The following is an 18778-nucleotide window of genomic DNA, read 5'->3' on the forward strand; positions in this document are numbered from 1 at the left end:
CTAAGATCAAAATTCACGTTTCGGACAATCAATTACTTCGAAATCTTTGCTATAACAGATATAGAATTCATCTCGATTAATTTGAATTTCTTTATCCTTCAGTGATGGATTGTGTTCTTTTAAGAATTTAATCAATGCACTGTTTGAAGGACGGCCTTCTGGTAATACTAACGCTTCATACAACTCTTTTTGTTTACCAAAAAATGCATCTGGTGTATCAAATGCACACACACCATGTTTTTCCCATTCACCTTGTAACAGATCGATACCCGGAGAATCACACAGATAAGGTTTGATAGCAGAGTATTCTAAAGGAGGTAAATCGCCTTTACATAAACGAGGATGCTTGCGTATGTCTTTCCAATCACGGCACTCTTCCCATGATTTACCATCACAGGTTTCAGCCCACAGCCCATGAACAATCCAACCAAATTTATTATCAGAGAAGCATTGGATTTCAAATTTATCGTACTCACGTTTTGCCCGATCTTTTTCATTATCGTTATTTAAACGTTTAATGTTATTACTTTTATAATCACAAAAAGCGGGTGAGTAGTTAATCGCTAACTTAAAGTAATCTGTCGATGCTGTGCTGTTTTGACCATAGCGATCATTAGCAGCAATGTAGTCGTAAGGTGCTGTTGGTGCATCAGGTACAATACAAGATACGCCTTCAACTAATTTAGCTTGAGGTTTTAATGGTTCTGTAATTTCAGGTGCTTGCGTTGCACATCCTGCTAGCACTAAAGCAAAAGCCGCAGGTAATAGCTTTATAAAGCGCATAAAATCCCCTTAAAGTGTCATAAATGCCACTCTTTTGGTTCAAAAAGGTAAGAAAAACCTGCCCTGAACGGGCAGGTTTGATAGCTTATTTCTTCTCAGTTAGATCAATTTTATAAATTGCAAAACCGATTTCATCATTTCCCACAAAAGTCATTGGGTATTGAGCGAAATCTTTAATAAATGCAGCGGCTTTTTCACTTGGAGAAGTTTCAAAACGTACATCTAATACTTTATCAGTCTTAATAGGTAAGAATGACCAGTTGTTCGCGGCTTTAGTTACCACTTCACCGTTTTCTTTCGTTTGTTTTGCAATATAAGACGCTAAAATTGCACGGTTTTCATCTGGAGAAGCAAACGCAATATTCGCTTCACCTGTACCAGCAAACTTACCGCCGTATCCACGGTAGTTATTTGTTGCGATCAGGAATGTTGCTTTAGGATCGATTGGTTTGCCTTCGTAAGTGACTTCTTTGATACGATTCGCATCTTTATTAACCACTTGGCAATCAACGTCATATTTAGCTGGTTGAGTTAAGTCAACTTTATAGTTCACACCGCTAATGGTGTCGAAGTTATAAGTACGGAAACCATCCCAGTTGATCAGTTCTTGTGGTTTAGTTGAGTTAGGATCAACTTGGTTCCACATACCCGCTGAACATTCTAACCACTCAACAACATCCGCACCGGTCGCTTTAACAACCACTAATGTGTTTGGATACAGATATAAGTCTGCAGCGTTACGGAATGTTAAGTCACCTTTTTCAACTTCTACGAAGTCTGCTGGTGCATTTTTACGACCACCCGCTTTAAATGGCGCAGCTGCACCTAATACTGGTAAACCGTCTAAATTAGGATCACCTTGAATAAAGTGTTTGGTGTAATCAACTTGTGCATCATTAACGATTTGTACAGTTGGATCGCTTTGTACTAATGCTAAGAAGCTGTACATGTTGGCAGATGCTTTACCAATGTGTTTACCCACGAAATCACGGGTACCTTGGTGTGCTTTTTCAATGATTTGAGCTAATTCAGCATCACGTTCAACTAATGCTTTTTTGTTTGCTTTATCAAAGATAGGACGTGCTTCACCTGTTGCTTCAGTCATCACCCATTTACCGCTGTCGTTATTGATAACCATATCAACGACACCTAAGTGATCACCCCATTGGCCAGGCATAACAGCAGGAACACCGTTTACCGTCCCTTTAGCAACATCAACACCTTTAATGCCTTCAAATTCTTTGCTTGGGAATACGCCATGAGCGTGACCAAACATGATTGCATTGATGCCTTCAACTTCACTTAAATAATAAACAGAGTTTTCAGCCATTGCTTTGTACGGCTCTGACGCAAAACCAGAGTGAGGAATAGCCACAATCAGGTCAGCACCCTCTTTTTTCATTTGAGGGACGAATTTTTTCGCTGTTTCTGTAATATCATTTACAACGACCTTACCATCCAGATTGGCTTTATCCCAGATTAAGATCTGTGGTGGTACGAAGCCGATATAACCAATCTTGATAGTGTGTTCTTTACCATCACGATCTTTTACTGGTGTATCAACAATGATATAAGGTGTGAAATAGTTTTTGCCTGTTTTCGCATCCATCACGTTGGCGTTGATGTAAGGGAATTTAGCACCAGCAATGGCTTTTTTCAGGTAATCTAAACCATAGTTAAATTCATGGTTACCAAAGTTACCGACTGTGTAGCCCATAGTGTTCATCAGCTGGTGAGCTGGATGAGATTCGCCTTTTTCTAAGCCTTTAGCTGCTTGATAGTCAGCCAGCGGGCTACCTTGGATCAAGTCGCCGTTATCAACTAGAATCGCATTGGTTGCTTCAGCTTTTGCTGCTTTAATTAAATTAGCAGTACGAACATAACCAAACTGTTCTGTTGGTTTGTCTTTGAAGTAGTCAAAGTCGATTAAGTTACTGTGAACATCAGACGTCTCCATAATACGAAGATCGACTGTCGCAGCATTCACGTTGAATGCAACAAACATTGCTAATGTTGAAATTTTCAACACATTCTTAACCATTACACACCCCTTATATATTGGTTAACAGGAGAGCGAAATCGCTCTCCTTTGGTTACTTCTGTCAAACGGTAATGCTTTTGTCAGGACTAGAAGTACAGACGCATACCCGTTTCGAAGATATATTGTTTTTTATCTTCATAAGCTGGGTTTTCGCTACGTGCATCATCATATGCCATTTCAGCGAATAAACGTAAATTGTTGTATTTAGATACCGCAAAACGTTTATCTACACCCACAGTATAGGTTTCTTTTTTGTAGTTGAACGTGTTTGCATCACCATCACGCAGGTAGTAACCGGCATACATACCACTTTCGATACGATCCCAATGCCATTTCACACCAACACCGTATAAATCAGCTTTCCAGTCGCCTTTAACAGAGTTCCATCTATAATCTTTTTCTGACGCATTGCTCGCTAAAGTCAAACCTGAGTTTTTCCCACGAGATTGACCATAGTCTAAACCAATAGAGAACTCACGGCCTGGGAAGAAATATTCTGCACCAAATGCCAAGATACTATTTTCTGGTGTTTTACCTTGAACAGTACTTTTACTGCTATGGGTAGCTTCACCTTTAGCCGCAGAATAACCCGCGTCAAATTCTAAACCGAAGGTTGATTTATAAAAACCAACAATGGAGTAAGCACGGGTAATATCACCTGTAGTACGGGTATTATCATCCCCTGTTTTACCCGTTATCGTACCAGCGAGCTTAAAGCCTTCATAACGGTTAGTTTCTACAAAAATCGTTTGTGGTAAACGAGTCATAAAGTTGTTTTTACCAACCCCTTTACCATCAGCATAACCATTACTAAAACCCACCGCGCGACCTAATACATCACTAAAATAAAATACGCCGGTGTTACCGTAGCCATAGCTTGATTTTTTCACCCAGTCGATTGGGATGTAAGTACGACCAAATTGGATTTGTCCATAATCACGATGAGAAAAACCGACGTAGCCTACACGGTTATACATTTCAAAATTAGATTTAGGGTTATCACTATTGGTTTTTTGAGTATCTGAACCCCACTCTAATTTACCAAACACTTTGATATCGTTAGTCAGTTCGTGCGAACCAAAGAAACCGATACGGCTACCATCATCATTCATTTTCATTTCATGATTTTGGCTAGTCACTTGTGTTTTTAAACGGAACTGACCGTTTACATCAAAACGTGTACCTTTATCGTTATACACGTTTACTGCGTTTGCCGATCCAGAAAGAACCAACAACCCAACCAGTGCTGCTAGAGGCTTCAAGCTTTTCATGATTAAAATACCCATCTATTTTCTATAGTTTTATGATTTCCTTTTTAAGGTTAAAAATAATACCGCCGTCTATCATTAACCCTAAATTCAGTTCAAAGAGCCGCCGCCACGGATCTCAAACAAGAAAATCGCTTTTACAACTGATCATTTTTATAACGACTATTATTACTCTACTTATTTTCTTATAGGCTTTCATTTCCTTGACACAGAGATATTCACCAATAAGACACAAAAATAATATCCTCATTATATTTAAATAAGGGCATTGCTTTTATTTCTGTTAGGAAAAGAAATAGGTTGTTGAGTTTTCGTTGGCATGTTACTCAAAAAAAAGCCCTTCTTTCGTGATGCAGCCCACAATTACACCAATGTGCATTTTCATGGTTACATACCCAAGTGACAGGTATCACAATTAAAGGTAAAGATACGTGTTTTTTGAACTTAATCAACTTTTTAAAAATAGTACTTTTGAATTTTTCTTTTATATTTCATTTCTTTATAAGACTCTTTTTTTTGCTAATAAAAAATTTATCTCCTTATTTAATATATTTAAAAGGAAGTATTAATTTTAACCACTAAATAAATAACACTAAAGATTTAAATATTGTTCTTTCTAATTAATAATTTTTTATCTTTATATTTATTTCTTATTTAAATAAAAGCAAAATCACATTTAAATACAATTTAACTAGTGGTAACGCGTAACACTCACTCAAAAAAAGAATAATTAGCTACAAATATTAAAAAGAGAAGCACAAGAACACCATTCAATCACAATATCTAATCAATGCATAAAGGTGACAAAGAAACACTGAAAAACATTACAAATGTTAAACTATAACCCAAGTTAATATAAAAAGACCAATCGTGCTATTTTGACGATATTTAAAAAATAAATGTTCAATTTTGTGATCTAAGTCACCACGTTATTTGTGAAAAATCACTCTTTATATTTTCTTTATTTTGTGACAATTATCACAATAGAACGTCAAGAAGATTTTTGTTTTGTAAATTAATGCAGAGATAAATCTGAAAGTGATTTCATATTGTAAACAAAAAATAGTGTAAAGATAAAATTACGTGATTAATATCACATAAAAAATTATGCTAAAAATTACGTTATTCCATTATTAATACTCTTAGTTAATTTAACTTAAATAAGAATAAAAATCATTATCATTGAGTAATTTTACTGATTATTCGTTTCAGCTTTTCTCTTTTTTATTAAATAACATTATGGATATTTTCTTTTAAGGGATATTACCTTTTAGATACCCTCAACATTCAGTATCATAATGCGGTAAATAATGATTAAGGGGAATGTCAAATGCTGTGGTTTAAAAATATTTTGGTCTATCGCTTAAATAAAGAGATAGCACTGTCAATGGATGAGTTAGAACAACAGCTTGCTTCATTGGCATTCACACCTTGCAGTAGCCAAGATATGACCAGAACAGGTTGGGTTTCACCGATGGGCGATCGTGGTGAAGCGCTTATCCATGTTGCAGGCAAACAAGTCATGATGTGTGCACGGAAAGAAGACAAAATCTTACCTGCGACAGTCATTAAACAAGCACTGCAAGACAAAGTTGAAAAACTTGAAGGTGAACAAGGTCGTAAACTGAAAAAAACAGAGAAAGCCACCTTAAAAGATGAAGTGATACATACCCTACTTCCTCGTGCATTTAGTAAATTCTCACAAACATTTATTTGGCTAGATTTAGAAAAACAACTCGTTATTGTTGATTCAGGCAGTGCAAAACGTGCTGAAGATAACTTAGCCTTGCTACGTAAAACATTAGGTTCATTACCCGTAGTACCACTGAATTTTAATGAATCTGTTGAATTAAAAATGACAGAGTGGGTACGCTCTGGAGAACTTCCAGCCGGTTTTACCTTGATGGATGAAGCGGAGCTAAAAGCAGTGCTAGAAGAAGGCGGTGTTATTCGTTGTAAAAAACAAGAACTAGTTTCTGACGAAATTGCGACACATATTGAAGCAGGAAAATTTGTCACCAAACTTTCTGTCGATTGGGAAGATCGCCTTCAATTTATGCTATGTGATGATGGCTCTATCAAACGTATTAAATTCAGTGAGACTTTACGTGAGCAAAATGATGATATTGATAAAGCCGATTTCGCCCAACGTTTTGATGCTGATTTTGTTTTAATGACGGGTGAATTAAGTGCACTGATTGAACGAGTCATTGAAGTGCTAGGTGGCGAAGCCGAATAATAACCTTTTCTCAAGAAAACAGCCTATCATTCACGATGTATAGGCTGTTTTTTTATCTAATAAAAATATAATTTATTTTTGAATTAAATAACGAATAGTTGGACCATCTTGTTGAATATCTAACACGGTATAACCATAGTTTTTCGCATCAAGTGGAATATTATTGATTGATTGAGGGCAATCACTCACCACTTCTAATATTTCGCCTTTTTTCAGTGATGGCATGGCTTCGAGTGTTGCCACCGCAGGATAAGGACAAGGTTCACCGACCATATCTAGACGATAATCAGGAATAATAGTGTCTTTCTGGCTCATGCAATTTCCTTATTAATCTGCGTTGAAATAGATTGTGCTTGTTGGGCTTTTTTACGGAAAAAGTGTTTTTCCCACCAAAGTAATAATGCAAATGACACACCAAGCATCAGATACGTCACACCTAATCCCCCCACAGGGCCAAAGGTATCAAGTAAATTAATTTTGTCATAATCCGTTGCGATCACTGAGGCAAAATCATCCCAATAATAAGCCAGTAATGTTGAACCGATTACGTTACCTAATCCAACCCACCAAAAGTGAATTTGACCTTCAACGGCACGATACATCCATCCTGTTTCACACCCACCAGCAAGTACAATACCGAAACCAAAGAGTAAGCCACCAATGACAGCATTCGGCCCTGCCCACATAATTTTCGGTGATGCACCTAATTGCACATAACTGAAGATCCCAATGGCACTGACTGCCATACCGATGATAATCGCTTTTGCCATATGGGTTCTGCCTGTTATCCATAAGTCACGGAAAGCAGAAGTAAAACAGATTTACGCACGTTCAATTAAAATACCAAAACCAATACCGCCTAGCATCGCGAAACCTAGTTTTGGTGAATCAAAGAGAATAATTAAAGACCACGCAATCATGGCAAAAAAGATAACCATTCCCAATCTAAAACGACGTTTCGCACGTTGTTTATCTTGAGTAATGGGTGAAGCTTGGCTGACTTTTTGCAGTTTTACTGGAATACGGAACAGAGGCATCAATGATAACTTGGCGCCAAAGTAAGAACCAACTGCCGTTGCAACCGCAAAAAACCAAGCATGTAAAGAGAACTGTGGAATACCCGTAAAGAAAGCGGCAAGGTTACAGCCCATTGCTAGACGAGCACCAAAACCAGCGATGATCCCACCTAGAACTGCTTGAAGAATACGAATTTTATGTTGAGGATGGCGAAGTTTGACATTGTTGGCCCAAAGAGCTGCCATAATACAACCGCCAAACATCCCGATAACCATCACACCATCAATACGCGTTAATGGCGTACCTTCAAGACCAATGATTTTAAAATACCCCCATTCTTCAGGATGAGCACCAAACCATTGCATTACGTGACCGCCCCAACGAGTAAATTCGCCCGTGACAGCCCAAAAAGTGCCGGTTAAACCAAAATAGTAAGTTGATAAGATACCTGCCGCGATCACTGCTGGAAGGGGCTTCCAAAAACGGATCAGGTACTGGGATTTAAATTCTGACCAAGACATGTTTTTTCCTAGAACTTACCTCTACGAGAGACCCTCTCCACGCAGTAGGATTGGCTGCACATGTTACTCCGATAATTTTTTTATCAAAGAGTCAATATTCAGATAAATGAGAGAAATTTGCGTTATAACAAATTTTTTGTAACAGATAGGGGACTTATCCCACTTATAAATCGTCTGATCATTCAATCTATAAGCGGGAAAGAAGTGATTAGCAAATACGAGGTAATGGTTCGTTATAAGGTAAGTCAAGGATCCGGCTAGTCCCGAAAATTCCTGTTAATCGAATATAATTATCCTCGGTAACTTCACCGATAGTACAAGCGTCTTTACCTAAAGTATGTTGATGTAATGCTTCAAGTACTTGGGCTTCAGCTTCTGGGGATACCACTAAAACAATTTTTCCTTCGTTAGCAAAATTCAGTGCTTCAAGCCCTAATAATTCACAAACGCCACGAACAGATTGTTTCATTGGTAATTTATTTTCATGCACATTCATGCCACAACCACTGGCTTGAGCAAACTCATGTAAAATTGCAGTCACTCCGCCTCGTGTTGCATCACGTAATGCGCGAATACCTTTAATTTGACGTAGCGGCGCAATCATTGGCTCAAGAACAGCACAATCACTTTGTAGATCCGCTTCTAATCCTAAGTTTTCACGAAGATTCAGAATTGTTGCCCCGTGATCACCAATCGTACCGCTCACTAAGATCTTATCACCAGCTTTGATATTACTTGCAGCCCAATTAATTGTGGTTGGAATAACCCCAATACCCGCAGTATTAATAAAGATCTTATCTGCAGCACCACGAGGAACCACTTTTGTATCTCCGGTAACAATTTGTATTCCTGCTTGCGTTGCTGCTTTCGCCATCGCCATAACAAGGGTTTCGAGGGTTTCAAATGGAAGCCCTTCTTCAAGAATAAAACCACATGAAAGGTAACGAGGAACCGCACCACCAACAGAAAGATCGTTAGCCGTACCACAAACAGATAATTTACCAATATTTCCACCAGGGAAAATAATGGGATCAATGACATAGCTGTCTGTACTAAATGCAAGACAATCGCCAAGCGTAGTTAACTCATTTAACGCGATCCGTGCTTGATCTTCTTTTTCATTTAATAATGGATTATCGAACGCTTTTAAAAACAGGCCTTCGATCAGTTGTTGCATACCTTGCCCACCATTTCCTTGGGCTAAAGTGATTTCATCAGGTTGTTTCATATATTACCTTCACGGCGATACTGATAATAAGCCGCACATGCACCTTCTGATGATACCATCAAGGCACCCAACGCCGTTTCTGGTGTACAACTTTTACCAAAGAGTGGGCAATCGGAAGGTTTGCATCGTCCTGTTAACACATCGCCACAGCGAGATTGTGGATTATCTGCCACTTTCTGTGGTGCGGGTGTAAAACGTAATTCAGCATCAAACTCAGAATAAGCTGGTGTTAATTGAATACCTGACATTGGGATTTCACCCAATCCACGCCATTCACTGGTTTCTTTTAACATAAACACTTCACTAAGTGCTTTTTGAGCCAACTTATTACCTTCGTTTGGTACAATGCGACTATATTGGTTTTCAATACTTAAAACATAATCTGCATTTTCTGCTTTTGCTTTAAGCTGTTTAATAACCATCAGTATAGCTTGCAATAAGTCTAACGGTTCAAATCCTGTCACCACAAAAGGCTTTTCAAATTCATCACATAGCGGTTGATATGGTGTACAACCAATTACCATACTCACATGTCCCGGTGCAATAAAGCCATCAATGCGAACATCATCTTGCTCTAGTAGACAACGTAAAGTAGGTACGATAGTAATGTGCTGACAAAATAGAGAAAAGTTTTTAAGTCCGCGCAATTTCGCTTGTTGTAGCGTCATGGCAGTACTTGGCATTGTCGTTTCAAAACCTAAACCGAAGAAAACAACTTGTTTATCTGGGTTATCTTGTGCAATTTTGAGTGAATCGAGTGGCGAATAAACAATACGAATATCACAACCACGACGACGCGCATCAAGCATTGAGCCATTACGTCCTGGTACTCGCATTGCATCACCAAAAGTACAAAAAATCACGTCAGGACGGGCTGCGATTTCTAAACATGCATCAATTCGCCCCATCGGTAATACACAGACAGGACAACCCGGTCCATGAACAAATTCAATTTCTTCTGGTAATAAGCGGTCTAGACCAAATTTAAAAATGGCATGAGTATGCCCACCACACACTTCCATAATTTGTAATGGACGTGTAATTGGCTGAGGCCATTGTGAAATAGTTTCACGAATTTGGGTCAGTAAAGCTTTCGCAAGTTCAGGATCACGAAATTCATCAACGTACTGCATCATCAGCCTCTTCGAGGGTCACACCATAAACATGCTGTAATGCATCAAGGGTATCTTGTGCTTCTTGTTCATCAAGAATACTCATGGCAAATCCCACATGAATAAGTACCCATTTGCCTAATAATTCACTAGGTTCGCCTTCACATACCATCGAAATATTAACAGCACGTTTGACGCCACTGACTTCAGCATAAGCGAGTTGGTGGACGTCTTCGCCCACCTCAACTATTTTAGCTGGAACACCTAGGCACATAAACGACTCTCCAACCAAGTTAACCACTCTTCCATGCCTTCACCTGTTGTTGCTGATAACGCAATGATTTCGATATTTGGGTTAACACGGCGAGCTGATTCAATACAGGCTTGAACATCAATATTCAAATGGGGTACTAAATCAATTTTGTTGATAATCATTAAATCAGACGCAGCAAACATATGCGGATATTTCAGTGGCTTATCTTCACCTTCAGTGACAGAAAGAATAGCCACTTTATGCTTTTCCCCCAGATCAAAACTGGCTGGGCACACTAAGTTACCCACGTTTTCAATAAAGAGAACGCTGTTGTCTTGTAAGCCTAATTGGTGTGTCGCATCATGCACCATTTGAGCATCAAGGTGACAACCTTTACCTGTATTCACTTGGATTGCAGGTACACCGGTTTCACGGATACGATCCGCATCATTGGTGGTCTGCTGATCGCCTTCGATCACGGCACAAGGAACACGTTGTGCTAACTGTTTTAACGTTTGTGTTAACAGTGTGGTTTTGCCAGAACCGGGGCTTGAAACGAGGTTTAATGCCAACACATTTTGTTGTTCAAAATGTTCGCGGTTATGAACAGCAATTCGGTTATTTTTATCTAACACGTCCATTTCAATTTTTAGCATACGCTTTTGGCTAATACCGGGAGCATGTGTCCCTGCTTCACCTTGGCCATAATGCATATTCTGATTTTCAATCACTGGGCTAAATTGCTCTTCATGCTCATGATCGTGCTGATGTTCGTGAGAGTGACTATGTGAATGGTCGTGGCTATGTGAATGGTCGTGATCATGATGATGATGATCGTCATGTCCATGATGATGTTCATGGAAAACAGGTGTTTCGTTTAGCTGTGCATCGTTATGAAAATGGAGGTGAACATCACCACTGTTATGATAATAGTGATGATGAACAATGATAGGCTGACCATTGGTCTCGTAGTTATGCTTATGCTTTTGTTCAGACTTATCAATATATTTATGAACAGTATTCGCTGGAGTAGCATTGTGTTCATGATGGTGATCATGCCCATGATGGCCGTGATCATGATGATGACCGTGGTCGTGATGATCATGGTCATGAGAGTGATGATGGTGGTGCTCATGTGAATGAGGTTCTACACCTTCAATTCTGACATTGCCTTCACCACAACCGCAAGTGCTACACATATTCTGACTCCTGTACTATTCAATAAGAAGAATGTGACTCTGTGTCGCGTAAAATGTCTACTCTATGATCTTAACTGACCACGGAAGAGAGAACGACGACTTAAATCAACTTCTGCTACGGATTGTGTCTGAACAGGAAGAGAAAGAGCCATTTTTACACTATTTTCAACCAACTCAACAGCATGTTCCGCTGCTAAATGTCTATCAAGTGGCGACATTAATGAACAAGCAAGGTACTGCATTCCCTCGGCAAGCTCACCCACAACGAATTTTATCTGACCACATGGTAATTCTAACCCAATGCGATCACCTACTTTTCGGTGTGGCCATTCTTGTGAAGGCCCCGGGAAAACGACAAGCTCTAACATCCAAGGAGTAAGAACAGCACCAATCCACTGATTTTCAAATAAAGTAAAGCCTCCCGCTTTTACAGGAATGCCTTCACGATAAAAAGGAAGCCCTTTCATCTCTTTGTCAGCGATTTCACTAAAACGCGCTTCAAGTTGCTCAACAGGCGGTTCATCATATCCTATGATATCCCAGCTTAATTCATTCATGCTGTTACCTCTTTAGGTGTGACAGAAATGCCATATTCACGCAAAATATTCACGACATGTTCTAGTGCTATTTCCATTGATTTCTCACCAATGTCAGACAGCGACATGCTTGGCTCTAATGATGCAGGTTCAATTCCCACTAAAATCAGTTTACGTGGAAATTCATCTGTCATACGCAGTGCCATTAATACATCAGATAAACCTAGCTGATGAGGCGAGATCTTCTGTGTAAAAAGTGCTGGAACATCATCATCATGTAACACAAAAATACTGCCTGGTTCATGATTACTTCTCACCGCATCAGCAACAATCAGGAGATCTCTTGCAGCGATATCTTGCAAGATTTCCATACCTGATGTGCCACCATCAATAACATCGACGTTCTCTGGTAAAGAGAAGCGCTCTTCGAGCGCTTCTACTATACGAACACCAATGCCTTCATCGCTTAGTAATAAATTACCAATGCCTAAGACGAGAGTTCGCATTATAATACCTTCACCTTACTAAGTTCTTTACCTGTTAAATCAACCATATGCACAGCACACGCCATACATGGGTTAAAGGAGTGGATCGTTCTTACCACTTCTAATGGTTTTTTCGGATCAGCAACAGGTGTACCAACAAGAGATAACTCATAAGGACCCGGTTCATCATTAAAGTTACGAGGACCCGCATTCCATGTTGATGGAACAACTGCCTGATAGTTAGTGATTTTACCGTCTTTAAACACGATCCAGTGAGATAACATACCGCGAGAGGCTTCTTCAAAACCAACACCACGATACTCTTTGCCTGGTTCAAACTCTGGTTTAATAAAGGCAGCAGTATCACCACGACCAATATTATCAACCAATGATTGCCATAAGAAGTTTAGAGAATCTTGTAATACGCAAGCATGAACAGTACGTCCAATAATACGACCCCAAGTTGACTCTAACTGCTCATTAACCAGTGTTTCACCGGTTAATTTAGTATAGATTTCATTAACTTCGTTATAGTGTTTAACAGTTCCTTCATGCTTACCTGCTAAACCACATACTAACCATGCTAATGTTCCCACTTCGACAGGTTTACCATAGAATGTTGGTGATTTAACCCATGAGTATTTATTGTTTTCATCCCAACCAGTATATTTAGGACGAGTTAAACCTTCCCATGGTTTTAATGGTTCATCATCTTCATACCATGCGTGTTTACCACTTTCTTCAATACCCTCTTTCAAGTTTTCATCTTTCCAGTTTTTAATTGGACGATACGTTGAGAAATCAACGCCTTCCATATAACCACCAGATAATAAAAACTCGGTATTATTACCGTTGATTGGTAACTCAGGTACAGATAAATAGTAGTTCGCACCTTTACCAATTTTTAGCCACTCTGGGTAATAAGCAGCAAAAATTGCAGTATCGACTTTATAAACTTGTTCAATAAAATCGCCAAGATTATCGATAAAGTGCTTCACATACATTAAACGTTCTAAGTTAAGAACACTTGGTGCATCAAGGTTAATTGGGTTAGCAACACCACCCACAGCCAAGTTTTGAATATGAGGTGTTTTACCACCAAGAACCGCTACAATACGGTTTGCATCACGCTGACATTCAAGTGCTTGCAGATAGTGAGCAACAGCAATCAGGTTAACTTCTGGTGGTAATTTCATGGCTGAGTGACCCCAATAGCCATTGGCGAAAATACCTAACTGACCGCTGTCAACCAGATCTTGAATTTTCTTCTGAACTTTTCTGAATTCTTCAGCAGAGTTCAATTGCCACTTAGAAACACCTTTCAGCATTGCTGACGCTTTTTCAGGATCTGCTTGTAATGCCGAAGTAATATCAACCCAGTCCATCGCAGAAAGCTGATAGAAGTGAACGATATGGTCATGAAGAATATGAGAAGCCAAAATAATATTACGGATATACTGCGCATTGACAGGAATATCCATACCTAAGGCATCTTCAACAGCACGTACTGAGGCAATTGCGTGAACTGTCGTACAAACACCACAAATACGTTGCACGATTATCCATGCATCACGAGGATCGCTTCCTTTTAGGATCTCCTCCATTCCGCGCCACATGGTACCGGAAGACCAAGCCTTAACAACTTTTCCGTTATCAATTTCACAATCGACGCGTAAATGCCCTTCAATACGGGTAATAGGATCAATAGTAATGCGTTGGCTCATGATTTAACCTCAGCCTTTTTTAATTGTATATTTGAATCTGTTTGTGCAGGTAAAACCGGCAATAAACGGATAATAAGAATGTAAGCTGTTACTTCAAATGCAACGAAACCAATAGAAATCAGCAATTCGCTTGCTGTTGGGAAATAGTGGTAACCATTGCCTGGATTGTAAGCAACTAAAGAGTAGTTCATACGCCACATTGCTGCGCCAATTAAGATAAATAAAGCACAAACAAACAGCATTCTTGGACTACGGCGGTTATTATTTAAATGCATCAAAATGAGAGGAATTAATAACAATACACTTTCAGCAATGAATAACCACGAGAACATATCTCCATTTCCGATATAACTCAGTTTGCCGTTCCAAATAATTTCACCCCAGCGACATACCAAGAATGCGATCAGTAACACTTCGATCACTTTTGTTAACTTGGTAAATAGCGGTGTTTCATCATCATTCATGGTACGGCTTGCTTTTAATAAAGAGCCTTCAAAAATAACGATAGTGAAACCAAGGAGGAAAGCCGTTAACAGAGAAAACAACGGTAACATCTCATAAGATTGCCACAATGGATGTACTTTCCAACCCGCTGAAATCATTAATGATCCCATTGAAGATTGGTGCATGGTTGGCAGTAAAGCACCAAGACCAATAATAAAGAACATCGCTTTGTTAAGACGTTTCAACGACACTTTCCAGCCTAAACGTTCTAATAACGCAGGTAAGAATTCTAATGCCATCACCATAATGTAGATGGTCATACAGGTCGCTGTTTCAAACAACACGGAGTTAACGTTAAAGTATTGCGGCATAAAGAAGTGAGGCATGTTCCAATAACGACCGATATCAATAGCAATGGATAAACCACCTAATGAATAGCCGAACAAGCTCGCTAACAATGCAGGGCGCACTAATGGGTGAAATTCCCCTTTATTAAAGACATAAACAGCCCATGCAAGTGCCCAACCACCACATGCAAAGCCTGTTCCTATCAATAAGTCAAAGGCAATCCAGATACCCCAAGGATATCCCCCATTCAGATCAGAGACGTCGCCCAGACCTAATACCAAACGCTTACCAATAAGAATAAAACCGAGCACAGCAAGCGGTAAAAATACTCTTACTGCGAGAGTAAATAACTTACCGCCAAGTGGACGAGGATCATGACTCGACATCGTTATCCTCCTTGTGGTGTTCCTGCTCTTGTTTTTTACTATTACGGTTAACCAGATAGGTGATCCCTGCAAGGGCTGCTATTGGTAATACCATGCCTTTATAAAGCGTATGTTGAATATGCTCAGAACGTGCACCCGTTGATAATGGTGCGACTTCTGGCATTCCTAAATTGTCGAAAGGAACAGCAGAAAGTACCATAACTTGCGTACCGCCACCTTCAAACTCACCATAGATATGATCTTGATATTCAGGAATTTTATGCAGATAAGTATCGCCACCACTAATGGTTTGACGTGGGTAATGATATTCTTCACCCGCTTTTTTCGCTAAACGACGTTTTGCTTCTTCAAGCAATTCTTCTCGTGTACCGAAAATAACCGCACCAGTTGGACACACTTCAACACAGCCTGGTAATAAGCCTTTATCTAAACGCTCAACACCTTTTTGGTTACAAAGCTCACATTTATAGAGCTTACCAAATGGATCATCATAGTCGTATTTTGGAATGTTATAAGGGCATCCCACCATACAGTAACGACAACCTGTACAGATATCCGCGTGATAATGGACAATACCGGTTTTTGGATCTTTGGTTAACGCAGAAACAGGACAAACAGAAACACAGTTTGCATCAACACAATGCATACATTGTTTCTTAATAAAGGCATAACCGTTTTCCAGTTGGTCTTTATTTTCACCAGTACCATCACGCCAAATTTGAATAATGTTATTTGTGTAAGGACTTAATTTGTCATTGTTTGACCAAATCGGATCACCATTAGCGTAAGTATCACCACGCTCCATTGGCTCCGGGTGATTAATTTCCTGACATTTTGTGACACATGCTTGACAGCCTACACACAGTGTAGAGTCATAGAGCATACCGAGAGACCCAGGAATTGGGGGACGGTTCTGCGCCGCAGCATGACTCACAGTGGGTGCCATTCCCGCAAGAAGAACCCCACCTGATGCCAGCTTAAAGAAATGACGCCTATTCACCGTTTATCCTCCTGTGAGGCTCCTGTGGCATTCTTGTCACGGCCTAATTGACGCACAGCCATCACACTGACACCCGCAACTGCACCCACGACAGCACCCAGTAAACCAGCTGCACCATAAGAGACACCGCCACCTTCTTTTGCATTAACATCAGGCACTTGTGCTTTTGGTGTTGGCTGATAAACATTCGCTAATTGGAAAATACCTTTAGTAAAGCCAATCCCTTCTTCGTTACATCCGTAACAAGGGTGACCGATACCCACAGGCCAAATTCCACCACCGACATCACAGAATTCCAATGTTGGGCAGTTACCATAGGTTTCAGGGCCTTTACAGCCTAAATGGTATAAACACCAACCTTGACGATGACCTTCATCACCAAATTCTTTAGCAAAACGACCCGCATCAAAATGAGGGCGACGTTCACAGTTTTCGTGAATTAAACGCTCATAAGCAAAAAGCGGTCTGTTTTTGCTATCTAACTTAGGCAATTTGTTGAAAGTAATAATATGTGCAACAGTTGCTAAGAAGTTATGTGGATTTGGTGGACATCCTGGAATATTAATCACGGTTTTACCCGGTAAAATTGCTTCCAATGATTTAGCCCCTGTTGGGTTACCCCCAGTTGCTGGCACACCACCCCATGCAGAACATGAACCAATTGCAATAATCGCAGCAGCCCCTTCAGCGGCTTCTTTGATATGCTCAAGAATAGGTTTTCCTGCAACCATACAGTAAACACCGCCATCTTTGTCTGGGATTGAACCATCGACAACGAGAACGTACTTACCTTTATATTTCTCCATCGCATTGTGTTTATTTTCTTCAGCTTGATCACCAAAAGCTGAAGAAAGCACTTCATGATATTCAAGTGCGATAACATCAAGTACTAGGTTTTCCAGAGTCGGGTGAGTTGCACGTAATAAAGACTCCGTACACCCTGTACACTCCTGAGCACCAATCCAGATAACGGGTGGGCGTTCAGGTGACACCATTGCTTCTGACATTTCTGCGGCTGCTTTGCCGCTTAATCCCATGGTAGCTGACAACGCAGCACACAATTTCATAAAATCGCGTCGGTTAATACCATGATGGGAAAAAACATTATTCCCCAAGGCCATATATCTCTCCTGATATGATGATTTTTAATTGGAATAATTTTAAAACACCGCCTTTTTAACACTCCGACACAATAATGACTTGATCATTATCAAGCGATAATTCATTAAAAAATAAATTATTCCTTTATGTGAGTAAAAACGTTTCAGCAATATAAAGTTTAATGCCTACTTTTTATATATTTCGTCATTTTAAATTTATTAAAATACTATTTAATAATGATAAGGAGAATAGAAATAATTATCATTACTTCAAAAATACAGGAAAGAATAAAATTTAAACTCTTATTAATTAACAACTTACAAACAAGACAAAAAACAAACAATTTATAAGACAATATATTTAAAATAATACAAAATTAATAATTAATATTTTCCATTTTCTAAAATCATTTATTGAAAACAAGTTTTAATATACTTTTTAATTATAATGACGACTCTTTTTTTCATATTATCAACCTTTATATTACATTATAAATAATGTTAAAAATTGCATTTCATAAACAAGAAATCATTACATTAATATATTTAATTTCAGCCTATTTTAATTACTAATTTATCCAATCTTCATTTGTTATTATTTTTCAATCATTATTACTCTGTTTACTTTTTAGTCAAAAATTGACCTATTTTTCTTATCATTTTTCATATAGTTATATATATATTCGTTTTTGGAATAAGCCAATACCCTAGCGCAAAATCGCTATAAAATTAAATACATATTGATGTACGCCAACATTCAAAGATAAGATCATTAATAATTACTAATTAGTACATAATAGTAATCATTTCTTTAAGTTATTTTATAACATATCTAATTTATAACGAAATTAATGCAAATAAAATTTAATGTTAAATCCCTGTTGTTTTTATGGATAAAAAATACAATTTCTCGATAAATAATCCCTTAATGGGGCCTATTTCTTTTTTTTGTGAGAATAGATAAAAGAAGTGGTCATAAATCTAAAAGATTGAGAAATATTTTGTTAACTGTTTGTGTTTTTAATCAAGCAAGATCTCGTGGCTAATAAGCGGTAAATTGAGAATAGGCATCAAAATGCAAAATGATGCATAAC

Annotated in this window: 15 protein-coding genes and 1 pseudogene; 1 reads left to right on the forward strand and 15 read right to left on the reverse strand. The window is 38.8% G+C overall.

What is annotated here, in order from left to right; genetic code table 11:
- Positions 1–6: 6 nt before the first annotated feature.
- The 3 genes from CUB63_RS08845 to CUB63_RS08855 form a co-directional block, all read right to left on the reverse strand.
- A complete protein-coding gene (locus CUB63_RS08845) occupies positions 7–783 on the reverse strand; it encodes a ribonuclease T2 family protein (RefSeq protein ID WP_109847893.1) in 777 nt (258 codons plus the stop codon).
- An 85-nt stretch (positions 784–868) separates the two neighbouring features.
- Positions 869–2824 carry a bifunctional 2',3'-cyclic-nucleotide 2'-phosphodiesterase/3'-nucleotidase gene (locus CUB63_RS08850; RefSeq protein ID WP_072063705.1) on the reverse strand — a complete coding sequence of 652 codons (1956 nt, stop codon included), beginning with the start codon at positions 2822–2824 and terminating at the stop codon, positions 869–871.
- An 86-nt stretch (positions 2825–2910) separates the two neighbouring features.
- Complete coding sequence (locus tag CUB63_RS08855) at positions 2911–4095, reverse strand: porin (protein WP_232240060.1); 1185 nt, start codon at positions 4093–4095, stop codon at positions 2911–2913.
- Between the two features lie 1327 nt (positions 4096–5422).
- On the opposite strand from CUB63_RS08855, the gene rdgC reads away from it, so the two are divergent.
- Positions 5423–6331, forward strand: coding sequence for a recombination-associated protein RdgC (rdgC, locus tag CUB63_RS08860; RefSeq protein ID WP_006535171.1), 909 nt, complete (start codon positions 5423–5425; stop codon positions 6329–6331).
- A gap of 72 nt (positions 6332–6403) precedes the next feature.
- Here rdgC and yedF read toward each other — a convergent pair whose 3' ends face one another.
- The 12 genes and pseudogenes from yedF to hybO form a co-directional block, all read right to left on the reverse strand.
- Positions 6404–6646, reverse strand: coding sequence for a sulfurtransferase-like selenium metabolism protein YedF (yedF, locus tag CUB63_RS08865; RefSeq protein ID WP_006535172.1), 243 nt, complete (start codon positions 6644–6646; stop codon positions 6404–6406).
- A pseudogene (gene yedE, locus CUB63_RS08870) lies at positions 6643–7869 on the reverse strand (selenium metabolism membrane protein YedE/FdhT). The gene yedF and the pseudogene yedE overlap by 4 nt, the downstream one beginning before the upstream one ends.
- Positions 7870–8077: 208 nt before the next feature.
- Positions 8078–9097, reverse strand: coding sequence for a hydrogenase expression/formation protein HypE (gene hypE, locus CUB63_RS08875; protein WP_109847895.1), 1020 nt, complete (start codon positions 9095–9097; stop codon positions 8078–8080).
- Positions 9094–10230, reverse strand: coding sequence for a hydrogenase formation protein HypD (gene hypD / locus CUB63_RS08880; RefSeq protein WP_072063709.1), 1137 nt, complete (start codon positions 10228–10230; stop codon positions 9094–9096). Before hypD ends, hypE begins: the two co-directional genes overlap by 4 nt.
- Positions 10217–10483 carry a hydrogenase maturation factor HybG gene (gene hybG, locus CUB63_RS08885; protein WP_006535180.1) on the reverse strand — a complete coding sequence of 89 codons (267 nt, stop codon included), beginning with the start codon at positions 10481–10483 and terminating at the stop codon, positions 10217–10219. The genes hypD and hybG overlap by 14 nt, the downstream gene beginning before the upstream one ends.
- Entirely contained in the window at positions 10474–11661 is a 1188-nt protein-coding gene (gene hypB / locus CUB63_RS08890) for a hydrogenase nickel incorporation protein HypB (RefSeq protein WP_109847896.1), read from the reverse strand. The genes hybG and hypB overlap by 10 nt, the downstream gene beginning before the upstream one ends.
- Positions 11662–11723: 62 nt before the next feature.
- Positions 11724–12218, reverse strand: a complete 495-nt coding sequence (gene hybE / locus CUB63_RS08895; RefSeq protein WP_006535183.1) for a hydrogenase-2 assembly chaperone — start codon at positions 12216–12218, stop codon at positions 11724–11726.
- Entirely contained in the window at positions 12215–12703 is a 489-nt protein-coding gene (locus tag CUB63_RS08900) for a HyaD/HybD family hydrogenase maturation endopeptidase (RefSeq protein WP_006535184.1), read from the reverse strand. Before CUB63_RS08900 ends, hybE begins: the two co-directional genes overlap by 4 nt.
- Positions 12703–14406, reverse strand: a complete 1704-nt coding sequence (gene hybC, locus CUB63_RS08905) for a hydrogenase 2 large subunit (protein WP_109847897.1) — start codon at positions 14404–14406, stop codon at positions 12703–12705. The genes CUB63_RS08900 and hybC overlap by 1 nt, the downstream gene beginning before the upstream one ends.
- Positions 14403–15584: a Ni/Fe-hydrogenase cytochrome b subunit gene (gene hybB / locus CUB63_RS08910; protein WP_006535186.1), complete on the reverse strand. Its 1182-nt coding sequence runs from the start codon at positions 15582–15584 to the stop codon at positions 14403–14405. The genes hybC and hybB overlap by 4 nt, the downstream gene beginning before the upstream one ends.
- Positions 15571–16584, reverse strand: coding sequence for a hydrogenase 2 operon protein HybA (gene hybA / locus CUB63_RS08915; RefSeq protein WP_006535187.1), 1014 nt, complete (start codon positions 16582–16584; stop codon positions 15571–15573). Before hybA ends, hybB begins: the two co-directional genes overlap by 14 nt.
- A complete protein-coding gene (gene hybO / locus CUB63_RS08920; RefSeq protein ID WP_072063712.1) occupies positions 16581–17705 on the reverse strand; it encodes a hydrogenase 2 small subunit in 1125 nt (374 codons plus the stop codon). The genes hybA and hybO overlap by 4 nt, the downstream gene beginning before the upstream one ends.
- Positions 17706–18778: the final 1073 nt, after the last annotated feature.

Origin of the sequence: Proteus penneri (assembly GCF_003144535.1) — a bacterium.
Classification (GTDB): domain Bacteria; phylum Pseudomonadota; class Gammaproteobacteria; order Enterobacterales; family Enterobacteriaceae; genus Proteus; species Proteus penneri.